Origin of the sequence: Ningiella ruwaisensis, from assembly GCF_004798935.1 — a bacterium.
Classification (GTDB): domain Bacteria; phylum Pseudomonadota; class Gammaproteobacteria; order Enterobacterales; family Alteromonadaceae; genus Glaciecola; species Glaciecola ruwaisensis.
The window spans coordinates 1-19,895 of sequence record NZ_RAHT01000003.1 but is presented as its reverse complement, the minus strand read 5'-3'; the positions used below and the strand labels follow the sequence as shown (position 1 = coordinate 19,895).

The window sequence follows — 19,895 nt, the reverse complement described above, 5'->3', positions numbered from 1 at the left end:
GCTAGTTAATGCGTTTAAAGCGCGTAGTATACCTGCAATCACTTATCTATAAAAGCTTCGCTAGCATCCAAAACCGTATTGGATGCTAGCGTCAATGACGCACTTTATTGGTTAAATCGCTTGAGTTGTTCAAGTTCTACCAAGATTGAGGATTCGAGCTCGCTTTCAAATTCTTCCCGCTCTTTATCTTGCGCGCGACGCTCGCTTTTAGGTAACGCATTTCTTGCTTCGTGTGTGGGGTAATCTTTGACCTTTTCGAACAGATTGTGAAGGGCAGGGAAGTCGCGCTCATAATCAGGCTGCGGATCGAGCGGCATTGCTTCAAGTAAACGGCAGATGCGGATTGCGCCCTCAGATAGATCGCATTGCTGTTGCTGCATCGCAAAGGCAATAGTTTGAATACTTTGCGTAATATTTACGATGCGTTTTTCGCGCGCTACAAGATGTCGCTTATTTTGCGCCTTGAGCATATACAACAGTTTTCCAGCATAGACGCTTAAGCCAACAATTATCAGCGCTGCAAGCGCAAGCAGTATCCAAAATATCATGATGCTTTAGCCTTATTTGCTAGTCTTTAAAATCGTCTAGCTTTATTGCGTCTAAAGCCGCAAAGGGATCATCTTCGCGCTTAACATCCTTTTCATCATCGTCAGCATTGATACCCAAAAGCTCACAAAGCTGCTGGTGACGAGCAAGCAATGTATCAACATATGATTGCTCATCTGCGCTCAGTCTTTGTTTTTCCCGTTTCTCTAACAGCGCTTCAAGACGCATATCTTCTTCAATCGCTACTAATTCTAACTGCGGCGTTTTATATTTGGGCTTTGCTACTTGCGGTTTAGGTTTATCTTGTTTGAGCGATGTTGCAGATTTTACAGCGTAGCGACTTAAGTCAATTGCCTTTTTACTGCCGCTGCGAGGGTCTTGTTTGGGCTTTTCATTCGCATTTTTGTTGCTCTGCTTGACTTCTTGCTGACGAGACCCAGGCTTTCTGCCTGCTTTTTTCTTTGGTTTTGGCTTTTCGTTGCTACGCGGCTTTTTTGGTGCGTCAGATTTAGACACGCCAATTTTGCCTATCTTTCTCGATTTTTTGCTGTGACCCATATGGTCCTCATTTATCCTGTATTAACACAACAGACAAGAAAAAAGGTGATACCCGAAGATATCACCTTAATATTAATCAGTGTCTTGTGACACCTCTCCCGTTTAGCACTTCTTGTGCTTAACTGCTTATTTCACTTTTTATTATTCTTATCAAAACAAGCTAACTTGTTTTTGGTATTCCGTTACGCTTTCTTATTGTGTAAATACTACTCACAAACTTCGCGTTAAGCAAGCACTGCTTGCGAGATGGGTGAATAATACGTGATTAAAATTATTTTACAACTTTTTTACATCTGTTTTTTTATCGAAAATTTCGATAGGTAAACAGAAACAATACTTAAGTTTAGTGAAGACCTTCAAGATAAGCAGAAAGTATTCTGATATCTTCGTCTGTCAGTTTTGAGGATACGCCTCGCATCATTCCATTCAGGTCATTATTCCGTTCACCTGAACGAAACATTTTAAGTTGTTGCTCTGTGTATTGCGCATGCTGACCGCCAATAACGGGGAAGCCTGCCAGATTCATACCTTTACCGCCCGGGCCGTGACAGGCAATACACGCCGTAATGCCCCGCTCTGCATCGCCGCCTCGATAAAGGGCTTCACCTTGAGCGATGACATCTTCAGGTGCTGCACCGATTTTCAAATCCTGGCTAGCAAAATAAGCGGCAAGATCCTTCATATCTTGCTCGGAAAGAGGGGCCGCCATGCCATTCATCACCGCATTGTTTCGTCCCTCTTTACCACCGGTTTGCGAAGCAAGCTTGAACTCTTCAAGTTGCTTATACAGGTAACCCGCATGTTGCCCGGCGATTTTGGGGTTCAGAGGGATGGCGCTATTTCCATCAGTACCGTGACAAGCTGCGCACGTGATAGATTTCGCTTTTCCTGCTTCTGGGTCTCCGTCTACCGCCAAGGCAGTTGCGCTTGAAAGGATAAGCCCTAAAAGCATACATATTTTCTTCATAAACTATCTCTCTAAAGATGCGGTTTTAGTAAATGCAATGGATCGCTATCGTGTAATGGCGTGATATTTTACACAAATATAGACTTAAGAAAACTCTTACATCGTAATACTATCGATTTAAGCACTGCTTTGGTAAATCATTTCATACACTTTTCGCGATTATTCGAACGTTCTCTGTTAACATTGCCGGGAAATTTGTGATTAACCTTCGCGTTTTAAAAGACTGACTTTTTAATTGACGCCTACTGAATTGTTTTAGATAGGAATACATGTCGTACTTTACCAAAGCAACATTTTTAACCAGTGCTCCCGATATTTCTCATCTCGATAAATTTGACGGTTTTGAAATCGCGTTTGCCGGACGAAGTAATGCAGGTAAATCCAGCGCATTAAATAAAATTACGCGTCAGAATAATCTGGCTCGCACCAGTAAAACGCCAGGTCGTACCCAATTAATCAATATATTCGAATTGGATGAAAAACGTCGCCTGGTGGATTTACCCGGCTATGGATATGCCAAAGTGCCGCTGAAAATGAAAGAAAAGTGGCAGAAATCGCTGGGCGAATACCTGCAAAAGCGAGAATGTTTAAAAGGGCTGGTGGTCTTGATGGATATACGTCATCCGCTAAAAGACCTTGATCAAAACTTAATCTACTGGGCGGTTGACGCCAAATTGCCAGTGCTGTTGCTGCTGACAAAGGCCGACAAACTTAAATCGGGCAAGCGCAAGCAGCAGGTACTGATGGTAAGAGAAGCATCTCTTGCCTTTATGGGTGACATTACGGTTCATGCATTTTCTTCATTAAATGGAGTAGGGCTAAGCGAGGCTGAAAAAGTCTTGATGAATTGGCTGGAACTTGAAAAAGCGCCTTCTCACAAAGAGTAGGCGCCAATAGGGGCTTAATAGAAAAACTTAGTGCGCCTCATCCCAGTTTTTTCCTACGCCTGCTTCGACTTCTAGTGGCACGTCGAGCGACACGCAGTTTTGCATAATATCGCAGATTTTGTCGATGTAAGTGTCGAGTTTCTCTTCTTTTATTTCAAACACCAATTCATCGTGGACCTGCATGATCATGATAATCTCATTTTGCTGAGATAAACCATCAATCCATGCGGCCACGTCTATCATCGCCTTTTTGATAATATCTGCTGCTGTCCCTTGCATCGGCGCATTTATTGCCGCTCGTTCTGCGCCTTTTCGTCGAGCGCCATTACTTGCGTTGATGTCTGGCAAATACAGCCTGCGGCCAAAAACGGTACTGACATACCCCTTTTCTTTTGCACTTTCTCGCGTGGACTCCATATATTTAAGAACACCTGGATAGCGCTTAAAATATAAATCCATGTAATTTTGCGCTTCTGCCCGTGAAATATGCAGTTGCTTGGATAAGCCAAATGCGCTCATCCCATAAATTAAACCAAAGTTAATGGCTTTGGCGCTTCGACGTTGATCAGCGGTAACCTTATCCAGTTCAACTGAAAAAACGTCCGAAGCCGTTGCGCTATGTATATCTTTACCTTGAGCAAAAGCCTTAAGCAAGCCCTCGTCTTTACTCAGGTGAGCCATAATCCGAAGTTCAATTTGAGAGTAATCCGCAGCAACAATTTTATAGCCTTCTTGAGGAACAAAAGCTTGTCTAACCTGGCGACCTTCGCTGGTACGAATGGGAATATTTTGTAAGTTAGGATCGCTTGACGAAAGCCTTCCTGTAGCAGCAACTGCCTGATGATATGACGTGTGAACGCGATTCGTGCGATGATTAATCATTTTAGGTAGTTTGTCGGTATAGGTATTTTTTAACTTGGTTAAACCACGATACTGCATGATAAGCGCAGGTAATTCGTAATCATTGGCCAAGTCTTGTAGTACGTCTTCTGAAGTCGATGGCGCGCCTTTAGGGGTTTTTTTCACAACCGGCAACGACATTTTATCGAACAAAATATGTTGCAACTGTTTGGTCGAGCCCAGGTTAAAGCTTTCACCGGCAAGTTCATGAACCTGCTTTTCTAGCTCAACAATGCGCTTTGCAAGTGTCTGAGACTGCTGCGCCAGCATTTGTGAATCAATGAGCACACCGGTTTGCTCCACTTTCGCTAGCACCGATGATAAAGGGACTTCGATGTTATTAAGCACATCAGACAAGCCATCTTGTTTATCAAGCAGTGTGCGGAGTGTTTCGTATAAACGCAGGGTTACGTCCGCGTCTTCTGCTGCATATGCACTGGCTGTATCTAAAGAAAGCTGGTTAAAAGTCAGTTGTTTAGCGCCTTTGCCGGCTATTTCTTCAAAGCCAATACATTTATGACCCAGATATTTAAGTGAAAGGCTATCCATATCGTGGCGCGTGGCAACACTGTTTAATACATAAGAAGCCAGCATGGTATCGGATAAGATTCCGTTTAACTCAATGTCATAGTTGGCTAATACGTTTTTATCATATTTGATATGCTGGCCAATCTTCTTTGCCTGCTTATCTTCAAGCAGCGCCTTAAGTTTAGACAGTACTAACTCTCTTGAAAGCTGCTCGGGCGCATCGGGATAATCGTGAGCGACGGGAATATAGTAAGCCTTGTTCGGCGCTGTAGCAAAGCTAATTCCAACAAGTTCAGCTTGCATATAATCCAGGCTGGTGGTTTCGGTGTCTACTGCATAATAGTCAGCGTCCTTAAGCTCTTGAATTAGATCATCAAGGGTATTTTCATCAAATACCGTAACATATGCGCTGCGGTCGAACACTTCTCCATGACTTGTTGTACTTTCGCTTTGAGGGTCAATATTATTGGTTTGTTCAGTGTTCGTATCTTCAAGTGCATCAACGTAGCTATCGGCATCCCCGCTAACTTCGGCTAACCATTTTTTAAATTCGAGTTCGGTAAACATGCTTTTGAGCAATGCCTTGTCCATTTCGCCGATTTGCAGATTTGTGGGCTTATAGTCGAGCTTTAAATCACACGCAATGGTAGCAAGTTCATAAGACAGTAAAGCCTGTTCTTTATACTCTTCCATCTTTTTTGCCATTGTCTTGGCGCCGCGAAAGTCTAAATCCGCTATTTTATCCAGATTTTCATAAATCGCGTGAATGCCACCAATACCGTTAAGCATGGCTACTGCGCTTTTGTCACCGACACCGGGTACGCCTGGAATATTGTCGACTTTGTCGCCTTTAAGCGCTAAGTAATCAATAATCAACTCAGCCGGTACGCCAAACTTATCAACCACTCCCTCTAGATCCATTTTTGTTTTGGTCATGGTGTTAATGAGCGTGACATGTTCACTCACTAACTGTGCCATATCCTTATCGCCAGTGCTGATAACACACTCAATCCCTTGTGATGTAGCCTGCTTTGCCAGAGTACCAATCACGTCGTCTGCCTCTACATTCGGCTCCACAATAATGGGAAAACCCATTGCCTTAACAATGGCATGCAGAGGTTCGATTTGAGAACGCAATTCATCTGGCATAGGCGGCCGGTTGGCTTTATAGTCGGCGTAAATTTCATCCCTGAATGTTTTGCCTTTAGCATCAAATACCACAGCCATATGGCTGGGTTCGTATTCCTTCACCAAACTGCGGAGCATGTTTACAACGCCATAGATAGCCCCTGTATCTTGACCTTTGCTGTTAGTAAGTGGTGGCAAACCGTGAAAGGCTCTAAACAAATAAGATGAACCGTCAACAAGGACGAGAGGTGCTGAGTTATGTTTGTGCATAATTGCTTTACTCTTTCTTCAAATATCGCGTAAGTCTATGTAAATACGAAAAATAAAAACGCTTGGTTTTACAATCACCTGTGGATAACTTTGTTGACAACTAAATTTTTGACAGCAAAACACTACCTTTTCTACCTTAGAAAAAGTATGAAATAAAGTGGTTTAGGAATAACGCGAAGGCGACAGCCAAAATCCTTAACTATTTTTATTCTTGTGATTGCGATTTGAATGTTTCGGGTCCTTTTTGCAAGACCACTTCAAGAAATAAACGATCAAAGTGCAATTTCCTTAAGCTTCGATTACGCGTGTCTATATCGTTATGTCGTATTCGAAACTCGCATAAATTTAGCACAAATATTTAACATGCCAAGCATTAAATTTGATAAATTTTTTTATCCATGGGCTTCAAGTGCTTACAAATGTAAAATAATTTTTGGCATTGTGTTTGAGTTTTGAAGATGAAAGGCACACAATGCATTAGGGGCGCAAAAGATGCCACGTAAATTAAAACCTTTGTCTAAAACAAGCTAGTTAACAAGCGAGTAAAGATTGCAATACGGCGCTATCATTCGAATATTAGGGCTTTTAGTTGCGCTGTTTAGTGTGACCATGTTGCCGCCAGCTTTAATATCATTAATTTATCAAGATGGGGGCGGGCTGGCTTTTGTCGTCGCGTTTTTCCTGAGCTTGCTAACCGGGCTAATCATTTGGTACCCGACTCGCACCAATAAAAGTGACCTGCGCGCGAAAGAAGGCTTCTTGATTGTTGTTTTGTTTTGGACGGTGCTCGCTACATTCGGCGCCTTGCCCTTTGCTTTGCTCGATCAGCCTCAAATGACCATAACCGATGCAATTTTTGAATCGTTTTCAGGCTTAACAACCACCGGCGCGACCGTCATTGAGGGTATAGAATTTTTGCCCAAGGCTGTTCAGTTTTATCGGCAACAACTGCAATGGTTAGGGGGTATGGGTATCATTGTACTAGCAGTTGCTGTTTTACCTATTTTAGGTGTAGGTGGCATGCAGTTGTATCGGGCTGAAACGCCTGGTCCCGTCAAAGATTCCAAGATGACACCGCGCATAGCGGATACTGCTAAACATCTTTGGTATATCTACTTGACGCTTACTATCGCCTGTTCTTTTGCCTATTGGCTTGCCGGCATGGATGTCTTTGATGCGGTCTGTCATGCATTTTCAACCATAGCCATCGGGGGCTTTTCGACGTATGACGCTAGTTTAGGTCACTTTAATAGCGTAGCCATAAATGTGGTTTGTGTGATTTTTTTATGGATTGCGGCCCTTAACTTTTCTCTGCATTATGCCGCGGTCAGCGGCAGAAACATCAAAAATTACTTCCGTGACCCGGAATGCAAAGCGTTTTTTACTATCCAATTTACCTTGATAACAGTATGCTTTTTAGTGTTGGTAAACTATACCGTCTATGATTCGGCTGAAGCGGCACTTGATCAGGCATTGATTCAAGCGGTATCCGTCAGTACAACTGCCGGATTTGCAACAACCGACTTTTCTTCATGGCCAACCTTTTTGCCCATCTTATTGATATTTTCCAGCTTCATAGGCGGTTGCGCTGGTTCCACTGGTGGCGGACTTAAAGTCATTCGTGTTCTTTTGCTTTTCCTGCAAGGTAAACGTGAAGTCGACAGGCTTATTCACCCTAAAGCTGTTTATGCAGTAAAACTTGGTGATAGAGCAATGCCTTCGCGAGTGGTGGAAGCTGTTTGGGGATTTTTTGCCGCCTATGCCATTGTGTTTGTGGTGATCATGATTGGATTAATAGGCACCGGATTGGATAATATCACGGCATTTTCGGCAACGGCAGCTACCTTGAATAATTTAGGTCCAGGCTTAGGTACAGTTGCAGGTACATATGCAGAAGTGTCTGACCCGGGCAAATGGATGCTAGTTGCGGCGATGTTGTTTGGTCGTCTGGAGGTGTTCTCGTTACTTGTTTTGTTCTCACCCACCTTTTGGCGTAGTTAGATACGTTTAACTACGCGCTTTATCTCGATAAAACGAGCTATCCAAAGAAAAGCGCGCTGGGTTGGAAGAGTTTTTCCACGTCCCATATGAATTTTTTGTCTACCAAAAACAAAATAACGTGATCGTTGGCTTGAATAACCGTATCGCTGTGGGCAATGATCACTTCATCTTTTCGCACAATTGCGCCAATGGTCGTGCCAGGAGGAAGTTTGATATCCTGGATTTGTCTACCCACTACTTTCGATGTCGATTCATCGCCGTGAGCAATCGCTTCAATTGCCTCTGCAGCACCTCTGCGAAGTGAGTGAACATTTACTATATCCCCTCGTCTCACATGTGTCAGCAGCGCAGATATGGTGGCCTGTTGAGGAGAAAATGCAATGTCAATATCGCCACCTTGCACTAAATCAACATAGGCGCTGCGTTGAATCAGCACCATCGCTTTTTGAGCACCCATGCGTTTGGCAAGCATTGCTGACATGATATTGGCTTCATCATCGTTTGTAACTGCAATAAAAGCATCGACTTGCTCAACATTTTCTTCTGAAAGAAGTGATGCATCTGATGCATCTCCCTGAAACACAATCGCTTTATCAAGCACGGTCGATAAATACTGCGCCCGCTCGGCGTTGTACTCAATGAGCTTCACATTGTGCGTATCTTCAAGACGTTTTGCCAGACCCGCACCAATTAAACCGCCGCCCGCAATCATAATGCGTTTATAACTGGACTCCAATTTTTGCAATTCGCTCATAACGGCTCGTATATGCTTGGTGTCAGCAATAAAAAACACTTCATCGTCGGCTTCAATAACAGTAGAGCCGAGGGGTCTTATTGGCCGACCTCGCCGGTAAATTGCGGCGACGCGCGTATCCACATTGGGCATATGTTCTTTTAATGCAGAAAGGGCATGACCCACCAGGAGGCCACCGTAATAGGCTTTCACAGCAACCAGGCTGGCTTTACCATCGGCAAATTCAACAACCTGTAAGGCGCCCGGATAGTCGATTAAGCGCTTAATTGCTGTTGTTACAAGTTGTTCAGGCGCGATTAAATGATCAACAGGAATATCTTGGTGTTTATACAGCTGACTTTGGTAAATAATGTATTGTTCAGAACGTACACGAGCAATTTTGGTAGGCGTTTTAAATAGGCTATAGGCGACCTGACAGGCCATCATGTTACTTTCATCGCTGTTGGTCACCGCAATAACCATATCAGCATCTTCAGCGCCCGCTTTTTTTAGCACATCGGGATGAGAGCCAATGCCGCAGACAACTTGCAAATCCAGTCTGTTTTGCAGCGTCTCAAGGATCGCCATATCCGAATCAACAATCGTGATTTCGTTTTTTTCGCCTACCAGATTCTCTGCTAATGTGCCGCCAACCTGACCAGCACCGATGATGATAATTTTCATAATAGTAGTGTTTTCATCGCCCTATAAAGACTTTATCAGTCTAGCGTAAAAGAAACCATCCATGTTTTGTTCACCTGGTAGTATTTGCCATCCAACTTGTTGGTCATGTTCGTGGCCTTGGATGGCAAGCAAACTGGCATCGCTATGTGAAGCTAAAAACGCGGTAATTTGCTGGCTGTTTTCCTGTGGCAATATCGAGCAGGTGGCATATAAAAGAACGCCACCCGGTTTAAGCTGCGCCCAGCAATTTGCGAGAATTTTCTGTTGTAGCTGACATATTGCTTCGACATCACTGGCTTTGCGATGCCACTTTATGTCAGGATGCTTTCGAATAATGCCCGTCGCAGTGCAGGGAGCATCTAACAGGATCTTGTCAAACAGCGGTAACGAGGAAAAGCTGGCAGGGTCTGAAGCATCACCGTTTACTATCGTCAGTCGCGCCTTTAGCCGTTTGGTGTGATTCAGGCGCTTAAGGTTTTCCCGCGTTTTGCTTTGCCTATGTTCATCGGTATCCATCGCATAGATATGGCCAAGCGCAGGACATGCTTCAATGATTGCGCCGGTTTTGCCCCCGGGAGCTGCACACGCATCTAATACAACTTCGCCAGGCTGCACTTGCAATAAGTCCGCACTTTTTTGTGCGGCGTAATCCTGAACGGAAAACCCACCGCTTTCATAAAGAGGAAGAGAGGGTATTTCAACATTTTGCTTAATCAATACCGTGCGAGGCGGATGGATTTCATGGGCAATTTGCGCTTTATTGAGCAATTCACAATAATCTGGCAGACCAATCTCCATTAGGTTTATGCGCAGAAAAAGCGGCGCTTTTGCATTCATCTGCTCACAAAGGCTGTCTATGTTTTCAGGGTAAGCCTCTGATAATGTTCTAAATAGCCATTTTGGTAAATTCACTTTTGCATGAGCTTGCGTAATTTCGTGTTCTACTATCTTCTCTCTTTCAAAGCGTCGTAAAATAGCATTGACTAAACCACTGAGTTGAGGCGCTTTAAGTACTTTTACCGCTTCCACCGTTTCGCTCACCGCCGCATGTGACGAAGTACGCATAAATGCTGATTGAAACATGCCAAGCATAATCACATGCTCAATGATTTTTTGCTGAGACTTTAGCGGTTTTTCAAGCAGTAGGCGCAAATAGACTTGCAAGCGAGGTAATACTCGCAATACACCAAACACCGATTCTTGAAGCCACGCTCTATCTTTCGCTTTAGGTGTACGCTCAAATACAAGCGGCATGATTTCTCGTGATGAATGGCCATGCTCTAATATTTGAAAAAGCGCCCACGCCGCATCTGCTCTTAAGTGAGCTTTATGTGTAGGCCTAATGCGATATGCGTTTTGCGCGCTAGTCATCTAAGTGTTGACCGGGAGCAAATAGCTTGGGATTTCCATTGACAATCAGCTCAATATCAAGCGCTTTTTTACCCGGCATTTGTATATTGGTGATGCGCAGTACCGAGTCTTTGCAGGCAACATCGAGTCCTAGTTTTGTAAAAGCAAGCACTTCGCCTGGTCGACGCTCCTTAAGCTTATATTCATGGTTTTCCAATACGCTTGCTGCCCATACCTTGATATTTTTATCACTTAAACTAAACCAAGCCACCGGCCACGGATTAAACGCCCTTACATTTCGTTCCAGTTGCGTCGCGCTTTGTTGCCAGTCAAGCTTAGCCTCTGTTTTACTGAGTTTGTTCGCGTAGCTTGCCTGACTGTCGTCCTGCTTTACTCGTTCCAGTTGTGAAAATTTCTCAAGCGCTCGAAGTAAAGCTTTAGGACCCAGTGATGCCAGCTTTTCATATAAACTGGCGCTGGTTTCTTCTCGGCTGAGTGTAATGCGTTCCATCAGCAAGATATCGCCGGTATCCAATCCTTCATCCATTTGCATGATACTTACGCCGCTTTCTTTATCTCCCGCCCAAATCGACCTTTGAATTGGTGCTGCTCCTCTCCATTTTGGAAGCAAAGAACCATGCACATTAATGCATCCAGCTTTAGGTGTTTCCAGCACCGATTTAGGAAGCAACAAGCCATAGGCAACCACCACCATTACATCCGCTTCGTAGGCGCGTAGAGCTGCCAGCGTCGAGTCACTTTTAAAGTTCTGAGGCTGCTCAACTGGAATTTGATGATTCAATGCAAGTGATTTGACGGCTGATGGCGTTAGCTTTTTGCCTCTATTTGCCGGGCGATCGGGCTGCGTATAAACGGCAACAACTTCATGACCCGCTTCGATCAACGCGCTTAAGTGAGAGGCGGCAAAATCCGGTGTACCTGCAAAAATAAGTTTCAAAGTGTTTGTGCCTTTGCGTGTTTAATTCTAAAGCTTGGCATTAACTGGCTCGCGCAGAAAGCCGAGCTTCTTTTTCCAACTTTTTCTTAATACGTTGGCGCTTTAAAGGCGACAGATAATCAACAAAAAGCTTTCCTTTCAGATGGTCAAGCTCGTGTTGAATACAAATTGCCAACAGTCCTTCAGCCTCAAGCTCAAAGCTTTGTCCATTTTTATCCAATGCGCGAACGGTGACCTTTTCGGCACGGTCAACTTTCGCGTAATTATTCGGAACGGAAAGGCAACCTTCCTCACTTACTGTGCTGCCTGATTTGGCAATGATTTCAGGATTGATGAAAACCCTGGGTTCGTCTTGTTCTTCAGAAACATCCATCACAACCACACGCTTGTGGACATTTACTTGTGTTGCGGCCAGCCCTATGCCACGTTCATCACGCATAGTCTCGAACATATCGTCAACAAGCTGGCGGATCTCATCATTCACCTCTTCCACCGCTTCTGCCACTGTTCTTAGCCGCTCGTCTGGAAACGTGAGCACTTGTAATACAGCCATAAAAACCACTCTTTTAGTCAGTATAAAAAACGATACGAATACCGCAGAATTCGTATTTAAGTGCGCTTTAGCTTCGATATGATGCGCAGTTGCAACACTCAATTTCTTAGATATTTAAGATTTGGGGTTAATTTTATTAATTTCAAACCGATAACGAATTATACAACAGTCTTTTTATTATTAAACTGATATTCGTACAGGAACCGTCTCATGCGACTAAATCGTTTTATGGTGCACGCCGTTGCGCTTGTTTTGTTAGCCGGCACACTCACTCAGCAACTAGCATTTGCAGATGTGATTAACATCCGACAAGATGCCCCGCAAACTTATGTCGTGAAAAAAGGAGATACACTTTGGGACATATCCAGTTTATTTTTAAATCAGCCATGGCGCTGGCCCGAATTATGGCGTAACAACACGCAAATTGAAAATCCACATCTGATTTATCCGGGAGATATGTTAAGACTTCGCTGGGAAAACGGCGTGCCGATTTTAGAAGTTGTGAGAGATAAACCGCTACTGACACTTGTCCCTGGTGAATCAAGAAGACAAAAGCCCAACCCAATTAAAACACTGCCTTGGGATGCCATCGAGATGTACATCAATAATGACAGCATCATGTCATCAGAGGAATTCCATGCTCTGCCAGCAGTGTTGGGAGACAGAGAAGGTTCAGCACGCTTTATTGATGAAGAATTTATCATGACCAAAGCAATGGCCAATGCATCACCGAGCGAAGCAGAGGGTTTTGAGATTGTGCGAAAGGAGAGAGAAGTTTACGACAGTAACGGTGCACTATTGGGCATTCAAGTCATTCAGCTTAGTGATGCAGACTTTTCGATTGAACTGAACAACGATCGTTACGTTGTGCAAGTTGAAAACAGCCTGATGGAAGTCAAAAAAGGCGATAAGCTTCGTCCCGCTATGCGCTTTGATAATAAAGACTTAATGCTGCATCCTGCTACGCGTCAAAAAGGCGAACTTGTATCTAACATCAACGGCAACTCGATTATCGCCAAACATGACGTGGTCATTGTGAACTTAGGTGAACGAAAAGTTAAAGCAGGTATGGTGTTTGGCATTTATAAGCAAGGACGTCCAGTGCACTACAAAGAAGAGCCGGTCGCCGGTTTAACCGAAGTTGATTTTAGTGAGTGGTTTTCTTTGGGTGAAACATACCAGCAACCCGCGTATAAAGTGGGTGAGCTAGTCATTATCCGAGAGTTTGAGCATGCCAGCTATGCTTGGGTAACAAAAGCCTCAACCCACCTTACTGGTGGAGAAATTATCGCCAGTCCCACGCCACCAAAGGACTAATTTACATACAAGGAAGATAAGCGACCATGGATCAGGTCAACACATTCAACACAGCGCTTAAAAATTATTCATCAAACATTGAAGCCTATCTGGTGTTGGATGCCATCAGTCAGATGGGCATCCAGGGGCTACAAAAAACTGCGCAGCTATTTCGGTGCGACATTGCTGATATTATTTTTCTGGACGCAGACCAGTTGCGCAAAGCTAACTGGTCTCAGACACAAATCGATGAACTTAAGCAACCCAAAGCGGCTACTGTTGCGCAATTAAAGCGTGCAATAAAATGGCTTGAATCATGTGACACTCATCATTTTCTTCCAATCGATTCGCCGCATTACCCTGATAGCTTAAAAGAATTAACAAGACCCCCTTTATTTATATTTGTAAAAGGTGATGCGTCGCTACTGAATTCACCGCAACTTGCGGTCGTCGGGACACGCGCACCCAGTCAGTATGCAAAAGAGGTTGTCTCGCTCTTGTTAAGCGAAATTGGCCAAACATCAGATTTTGCTATAACCAGTGGAATGGCTTTGGGAATAGATGGAATAGCACACAGAATTGCGCTGGATAATCAAATGCCAACGTTGGCAGTCTTAGGTTGCGGAATTGATATTGCCTACCCGCGTCGGCATTCGCAACTTTATCAGCAAATTGCAGAGCAGGGCGCACTAGTGAGTGAATTTGTACCTTCTACACCGCCCCATGCCAGTTTGTTTCCTCGAAGAAATCGCATAATAAGTGGCTTGTCTCAGGGGGTACTCGTTATTGAAGCTAAAATTAAAAGTGGCAGTTTAGTCACAGCAAGGTATGCGCTTGAGCAAAACAAAGAAGTATTTGCAGTGCCAAGTGCGATTTATAATCCTCAGGCTGAGGGCTGTCACTTTCTTATCAAACAGGGCGCTAAACTGACCGAAAATGCAAAAGATATTCTAGAAGAATTGCCAGGTTTCGAGAATACCGCCAAGAAATTTCAAAAAAATACACAAAATTTGCAAAAAAGCGCGTCATTAGACTTGGCAAGCGATCCATTGTTAGATAGTGTTAGCTATAGCGCTACATCAGTCGATCTGATAGCTAAACGCAGCGGCATGCCAATTTCTGATGTGCTGACACAATTATTACAATATGAGTTGCGTGGCATTGTAGCCTCCACACCGGAGGGCTACGTAAAATTGAGGGGCTAATTATGTTTGATATCCTCATGTATCTATTTGAGAATTTGGTACATAACCAGTCAGAATTAATGGTCGACCAAGACGAATTGACCGACGAGCTCATTAGAGCAGGCTTCCACCACGACGAAATTTACAAAGCACTTGCCTGGCTAGAAAAGCTTTGTGAACTGCAAACAACAGACGATAAACCTTATCTGCACTACGTAAAAGATACAGCAGAACCCACAACAACACGCATGTACACCTTTGAGGAACAGCAAAGACTAGACGTTGAAAGCCGAGGATTTTTGATGTTTCTTGAGCAAATAAATGTGCTAGATGCAACAACACGTGAAATGGTAATTGATCGCGTTATGGAAATTGAAGCAAACGAGTTTTGTTTAGTCGACTTAAAATGGGTTGTGTTGATGGTGCTTTTCAATGTGCCTGGTAAAGAACTCGCATACGAACAAATGGAGGAGCTGCTCTTTGAAACTCCAGAAGGTTTATTGCATTAACACGATTTGCAAACCTTCCATGGCCTAATTTACTATGGCAAAAATAAACGATGAACTTTTCTCACAAGATGCTGCAAAGCATCTTGCCTATGGCTCATGCCCAGAGTGTGATGCTGCCTTAGCGATTAAATACAAAGGCAAATCTTCATTTTTGGCCTGCACGCAATATCCAAAATGTGATTACACCAAATCTTTAAGTAAGAATGATGTTGAGATAATCAAGCTTATCGCTGACAGCGAATGCCCCGAGTGTAAAAGTGAGCTTGCTGTCAAAAAAGGCCGTTTTGGTATGTTTATTGGTTGTACAAACTTTCCAAGTTGTCATTTTATTTCGAATACACACAGCGTAAAAAAAGCGGCAGAATACGCACCTGTCTCATGTCCTGCTTGTAAGAGTGGAAAGATTGAGAAAAAACAAAACAGGTTTGGAAAGTTTTTTTACGCTTGCGATAACTATCCGCACTGTAAATATGTAGTCAACGCGATGCCGGTGGCAGTAACCTGCAGTGAATGTGGTTCGAGCATAATGCTTTCTCAATCCGCAAATTCAAAACAACTTAATTGTCCAAACACAGATTGTGGACATCAACAGATTCAGGAATAAAGCATGCAGTTTGAGTCGACCAAATTTAGACAAGATTTTGCTGATGGACGAGTGTTCGCTTACCCCACTGAAGCCGTATATGGCCTCGGTTGCGATCCTTTAAATGAGGAGGCGGTGAATGAGATATTGCGATTGAAACAGCGTCCCGTTGAAAAAGGTATGATATTAATCGCACAGAGTGTGGAGCAAATTTTACCCTTTATAGAATTTGACCGTTTGCCCGTTAATACACAACAGCAAATAGTAGACTCCTGGCCTGGACCCGTAACCTGGTTAATTCCTAAATCAGTTAAAACACCTTATTTTATTAGTGGAGATTCTGATTTGGTGGCAGTGCGGGTGACTACTCACAAGTTAGTGCAGCAAATGTGTTGGTCTGTCGCCAGCCCACTGGTGTCAACCAGTGCTAATCCTGCAACAGAAGAGCCGGCGCGAAGTAAAGAAGAGGTTCAGGCTTACTTCAATACGGACGTTATCATAATTGATGGTGAGTTAGGGGAGCAGAAAAAACCAAGCACGATTATCAATAGTCTGACAATGGAAACGATAAGATAATGAAGCATGATGCTATATTGCCTCAACATATCCAGGCTGTAAAAAGCTATCTTCTGCAATTGCAGGAGGATATTTGCAAAGCCCTTGAAAAAGCAGACGGGAAAGGGCGATTTAGAGAGGATAGCTGGACGCGTGATGGAGGCGGTGGCGGTCGCTCAAGGGTGTTATCAAAGGGCGCTGTAATTGAACAGGGAGGCGTTAACTTTTCGCATGTTTTCGGTGAACAAATGCCACCATCAGCAACTGCAGCAAGACCGGAATTGGCTGGGCGTCACTTTCAGGCTATGGGAGTGTCTTTAGTAATACATCCTCATTCGCCGCTAATACCTACCTCTCATGCTAATGTTCGATTTTTTATTGCTGAGAAAGAAGGCGAAGCTCCCATCTGGTGGTTTGGAGGGGGATTTGATCTTACGCCGACTTATGTTTTTGAAGAAGATGCGGTGCATTGGCACCAGATCGCATCCGATTTATGTGAGCCTTTCGGGAAAAACGTCTATCAAACCTATAAAAAATGGTGTGACGATTATTTTTATCTAAAGCATCGCGGAGAAACGCGTGGAGTCGGTGGTCTATTTTACGACGATTTAAATGAATGGGGATTTGATCGATGCTTTGCATTTATGAAAGCGGTTGGAAACGGTTATCTGGATGCTTACCTTCCTATAATAGACAAGCGCAAGAACATGTCATTTACTCAACATCAGCGAGATTATCAACTATACCGGCGAGGCCGCTACGTTGAATTTAATTTAGTCTACGATCGCGGGACTTTGTTTGGCCTTCAAACAGGTGGCAGGACAGAATCCATTCTCATGTCGATGCCACCTCTCGCTCGCTGGCAGTACAATTATTCACCAGAACAAAACAGTGCAGAAGCGCAACTGCTTGAATATTTGAGGCCCATTGATTGGTTAAATCTCGATAGTTCGAACAAATCATCGTAAAAACTTGATATAGATCAACAGAACTTTCGTTGATAAATGCCTGTTTTTAAAACATTAATCTAGATCAATGTTATTGCTTCTTTCGTAAGTATGATGGATTTATTCAATCAGGAGCAATACACAATGAAAAAAACATTAGTTACTTTATCAATTTTAACAGCACTTAGTGCGACGGCTGGCAATGCTATCGCATATGAAAAGGGAGATTGGTTAGTTCGCGTAGGCTTGACCAATGTAGCACCGGATGAAAGCAGCTCTCCCATTCTTGCTGGCGGAGCCGATCTTGGTCAGGCGTTAAATCTTGGTTCTCTCGAAGTTGGAGTTGATAACAACACTCAATTAGGCTTAAACATTGCCTATTTTTTCACAGATAATATAAACGTAGAGGTATTAGCAGCCACGCCATTTAAGCACGACATTACCTTTTTGGACGGAGCAAAATTAGCGGAAACGACTCATTTGCCTCCAACGGTCACCGTCAACTACTTTTTCTTGGACAGTTCGTCTAAGTTCCAGCCCTATGCTGGTGTAGGCTTAAACTATACAATCTTTTTCGATGAAGACTTTGAGCAAAGCGCGGTTGAAACCATCGAAATGGTAACAGACGGTGCGGTTGTTTCTAATCTGGATTTAGATGCATCGTTTGGCTTGTCTGCACAGGTTGGTTTTGATTATGAAGTGTCTGACGGTATCTTCCTGAACGGTTCGGTTCGATACATAGATATTGGCACAGAAGCGTCTTTTGATATCAATGGAGCAGCTGGTGGCTCAATTGAAACGGTAGACATTGACCCATGGGTATACACCTTATCGGTTGGCTACAAGTTTTAATTCAAAAGCGTTAATTAGCAACAAATAGTCTTTATCAATAAAACCCTCGAAGCTTAAATATCTTCGAGGGTTTATTTTTGAGGTTACAAACAGATTTTGTTGTTATAGGCTTTATTTACATTCATTTATTGGTTTACAACAATGTTCAGAGCCTGTGTGTTTGGGAACCCAATCTCTCAAAGCAAATCGCCTATTATTCATGCAAACTTTGCAAAGCAGTTTTCTATCGAGCTCGATTATTCTAAGCAACTTGTAGAACAAGGAGATTTTGAAAAAAGTGTAGGCTCTTTTTTCTCTGACCATACAAGTGTGGGTGCGAATGTCACATCACCTTTTAAAGAAGAGGCATTTAATTGGGTCGACAAGCTTTCAGAAGCAGCACAGGTTGCAGGCGCAATTAACACGATAATTCGCAAAGATGATCATTTTTATGGGGAAAATACTGATGGAGCTGGCTTGGTCGCAGACTTTGCTTTCAACAATGTTGAATTAAAAGGCAAGCGCGTTTTAATTATTGGTGCGGGTGGCGCTGCGAAAGGGGTACTGCCTGCTCTCGTGCGTGCGCAAGTACATGCTATTGCCATTTACAATCGCACTTCAGCACGAGCTGAAAGCTTAGTGAATGATTATAAGACCCGTTCAGACGTTAACGTTACGACGTATTCAGAAGCAGTAAATGAAAAGTTCGATATCATTATTAACGCCACATCTTTAAGCTTAAAAGGCGAACTCCCCCCGCTTTCGAATCACGTATTCTCAGATTGTCATGTTGCATATGATATGGTTTATCTTTCGCACGAAACGTCATTTTTGACTTTAGCACGGACACAAGGCGTGAAGCATCGACTAGACGGACTTGGTATGTTGGTTGAACAAGCCGCCTTGTCATTCTTCCACTGGTTTAATAAACATCCGGACACGTCAGAGTTAAGACGTACTTTAATTGCTAGAGATTAGCCTAGTTGACATCTGAGGTTCCCAGGTAATCATTTTTCAATTCAACATAATTGAGTGCAGATTGCTTAAGAAAATCGCGCTCCTCTGTTGTTAACGGCCGTTTCTTTTGCGCTGGATTTCCCACGTAAAGATACCCGCTTTCAGCTCGCTTGTTAGGAGTTATTATTGCGCCAGCGGCAATAAAGACGTCATCTTCAATTACGGCACCGTCCATTATAATAGCGCCCATGCCTACTAGGATACGGTTGCCTAGCATACAGCCGTGCAACATGCATTTATGGCCAATGGTGACATCGTCGCCAATAATGAGGGGATAGCCATTTGGATTAGTGGATGATTTTCGGGTTACGTGAAGGACGCTGGAGTCTTGCACGTTTGTGCGCTTTCCAATCTTTATGTAGTTTACATCGCCGCGAGCAGCGACTAACGGCCAAATGCTTGAATCGTCCCCTACACAAATATCGCCTACTAATACTGCACTTTCATCGATATAAACCTGCGAGCCGCTTTTTGGTTCCTTTTGCTTATAAGACCTAATTGTCAAAATTTTACCTCTTTTTATTAGTGTATAAGTGGTTTCTTTTTATTTCACTATTGTACTATTTGTGTAGCTAGTTAAAGTTCAAGTGATGAACATATAATCAAATTGTACTCTTAATAAACGAAAAGAGAAAAAAGCGAAATTATTTTTCAAATTTGCTTGACCCAGAATCTGATGTCTGTAGAATGCGCGCTCGCTTCAGGGAGAAGACGAAATAAAAGCCGCGGGTGATTTAATCAACGCTTTTATCTATCCCTTTAACGATGCGGTGTTCAGCAAAAATGAAATATGAAAATATTTGATAAAAAGCTTGACACCAGATGCGATTAAAGTAGAATTCGCATCCCGCTTGAGAAGGCGGCAAAAAAACGTCATTGTCACGAAAGTGACAAACTCCAACAAGCACTA

19 protein-coding genes are annotated in these 19,895 nt (G+C 43.3%); 10 read left to right on the top strand and 9 right to left on the bottom strand.

Annotated elements, in window-relative coordinates:
• Positions 1 to 104 precede the first annotated feature (104 nt).
• From D6V41_RS06430 to D6V41_RS06420, 3 genes are all read right to left on the bottom strand, one after another.
• Positions 105 to 548 (bottom strand): DUF2489 domain-containing protein, encoded by a 444-nt coding sequence (locus tag D6V41_RS06430; RefSeq protein WP_136250684.1) that lies wholly within the window; start codon positions 546 to 548, stop codon positions 105 to 107.
• Between the two features lie 19 nt (positions 549 to 567).
• A complete protein-coding gene (yihI, locus tag D6V41_RS06425) occupies positions 568 to 1,104 on the bottom strand; it encodes a Der GTPase-activating protein YihI (RefSeq protein WP_136250683.1) in 537 nt (178 codons plus the stop codon).
• A gap of 343 nt (positions 1,105 to 1,447) precedes the next feature.
• Complete coding sequence (locus tag D6V41_RS06420; RefSeq protein WP_136250682.1) at positions 1,448 to 2,071, bottom strand: c-type cytochrome; 624 nt, start codon at positions 2,069 to 2,071, stop codon at positions 1,448 to 1,450.
• A 269-nt stretch (positions 2,072 to 2,340) separates the two neighbouring features.
• Here D6V41_RS06420 and yihA point away from each other — a divergent pair, with 269 nt between their 5' ends.
• Positions 2,341 to 2,958, top strand: a complete 618-nt coding sequence (gene yihA, locus D6V41_RS06415) for a ribosome biogenesis GTP-binding protein YihA/YsxC (RefSeq protein ID WP_136250681.1) — start codon at positions 2,341 to 2,343, stop codon at positions 2,956 to 2,958.
• A gap of 27 nt (positions 2,959 to 2,985) precedes the next feature.
• On the opposite strand, the gene polA is transcribed toward yihA, so the two are convergent.
• Positions 2,986 to 5,784, bottom strand: a complete 2,799-nt coding sequence (polA, locus tag D6V41_RS06410) for a DNA polymerase I (RefSeq protein ID WP_136250680.1) — start codon at positions 5,782 to 5,784, stop codon at positions 2,986 to 2,988.
• A gap of 549 nt (positions 5,785 to 6,333) precedes the next feature.
• Between polA and D6V41_RS06405 the strand changes: the two genes are divergently transcribed.
• Entirely contained in the window at positions 6,334 to 7,785 is a 1,452-nt protein-coding gene (locus tag D6V41_RS06405) for a TrkH family potassium uptake protein (protein WP_136250679.1), read from the top strand.
• Positions 7,786 to 7,822: 37 nt separating this feature from the next.
• On the opposite strand, the gene trkA is transcribed toward D6V41_RS06405, so the two are convergent.
• From trkA to def, 4 genes are read right to left on the bottom strand one after another with little or no spacing between them, the layout of a single operon-like run.
• On the bottom strand, positions 7,823 to 9,202 hold the full coding sequence (trkA, locus tag D6V41_RS06400; RefSeq protein WP_136250678.1) for a Trk system potassium transporter TrkA: 1,380 nt from the start codon (positions 9,200 to 9,202) through the stop codon (positions 7,823 to 7,825).
• A 21-nt stretch (positions 9,203 to 9,223) separates the two neighbouring features.
• Entirely contained in the window at positions 9,224 to 10,573 is a 1,350-nt protein-coding gene (gene rsmB, locus D6V41_RS06395; protein WP_136250677.1) for a 16S rRNA (cytosine(967)-C(5))-methyltransferase RsmB, read from the bottom strand.
• Positions 10,566 to 11,510, bottom strand: a complete 945-nt coding sequence (gene fmt, locus D6V41_RS06390; RefSeq protein WP_136250676.1) for a methionyl-tRNA formyltransferase — start codon at positions 11,508 to 11,510, stop codon at positions 10,566 to 10,568. The genes rsmB and fmt overlap by 8 nt, the downstream gene beginning before the upstream one ends.
• Positions 11,511 to 11,550: 40 nt before the next feature.
• Positions 11,551 to 12,063, bottom strand: a complete 513-nt coding sequence (def, locus tag D6V41_RS06385) for a peptide deformylase (protein ID WP_136250675.1) — start codon at positions 12,061 to 12,063, stop codon at positions 11,551 to 11,553.
• 210 nt (positions 12,064 to 12,273) lie between these two features.
• Between def and D6V41_RS06380 the strand changes: the two genes are divergently transcribed.
• The 8 genes from D6V41_RS06380 (at position 12,274) to aroE (ending at position 18,946) form a co-directional block, all read left to right on the top strand.
• Entirely contained in the window at positions 12,274 to 13,380 is a 1,107-nt protein-coding gene (locus D6V41_RS06380) for a LysM peptidoglycan-binding domain-containing protein (protein WP_136250674.1), read from the top strand.
• A gap of 26 nt (positions 13,381 to 13,406) precedes the next feature.
• Positions 13,407 to 14,564 carry a DNA-processing protein DprA gene (gene dprA, locus D6V41_RS06375; protein ID WP_136250673.1) on the top strand — a complete coding sequence of 386 codons (1,158 nt, stop codon included), beginning with the start codon at positions 13,407 to 13,409 and terminating at the stop codon, positions 14,562 to 14,564.
• Positions 14,565 to 14,566: 2 nt separating this feature from the next.
• The gene (locus D6V41_RS06370) at positions 14,567 to 15,052 is read left to right on the top strand and encodes a DUF494 family protein (protein WP_136250672.1); all 486 of its coding nucleotides are present in this window, start codon (positions 14,567 to 14,569) and stop codon (positions 15,050 to 15,052) included.
• Positions 15,053 to 15,086: 34 nt separating this feature from the next.
• Positions 15,087 to 15,656: a topoisomerase DNA-binding C4 zinc finger domain-containing protein gene (locus D6V41_RS06365; protein ID WP_136250671.1), complete on the top strand. Its 570-nt coding sequence runs from the start codon at positions 15,087 to 15,089 to the stop codon at positions 15,654 to 15,656.
• A gap of 3 nt (positions 15,657 to 15,659) precedes the next feature.
• The gene (gene tsaC, locus D6V41_RS06360) at positions 15,660 to 16,211 is read left to right on the top strand and encodes an L-threonylcarbamoyladenylate synthase type 1 TsaC (protein WP_136250670.1); all 552 of its coding nucleotides are present in this window, start codon (positions 15,660 to 15,662) and stop codon (positions 16,209 to 16,211) included.
• Entirely contained in the window at positions 16,211 to 17,158 is a 948-nt protein-coding gene (gene hemF, locus D6V41_RS06355; RefSeq protein ID WP_136250669.1) for an oxygen-dependent coproporphyrinogen oxidase, read from the top strand. The genes tsaC and hemF overlap by 1 nt, the downstream gene beginning before the upstream one ends.
• 123 nt (positions 17,159 to 17,281) lie before the next feature.
• The gene (locus D6V41_RS06350) at positions 17,282 to 17,989 is read left to right on the top strand and encodes an OmpW/AlkL family protein (protein WP_136250668.1); all 708 of its coding nucleotides are present in this window, start codon (positions 17,282 to 17,284) and stop codon (positions 17,987 to 17,989) included.
• A 141-nt stretch (positions 17,990 to 18,130) separates the two neighbouring features.
• Positions 18,131 to 18,946, top strand: a complete 816-nt coding sequence (gene aroE / locus D6V41_RS06345; RefSeq protein ID WP_136250667.1) for a shikimate dehydrogenase — start codon at positions 18,131 to 18,133, stop codon at positions 18,944 to 18,946.
• Position 18,947: 1 nt separating this feature from the next.
• On the opposite strand, the gene D6V41_RS06340 is transcribed toward aroE, so the two are convergent.
• Positions 18,948 to 19,490 (bottom strand): gamma carbonic anhydrase family protein, encoded by a 543-nt coding sequence (locus tag D6V41_RS06340; RefSeq protein ID WP_136250666.1) that lies wholly within the window; start codon positions 19,488 to 19,490, stop codon positions 18,948 to 18,950.
• Positions 19,491 to 19,895 lie beyond the last annotated feature (405 nt).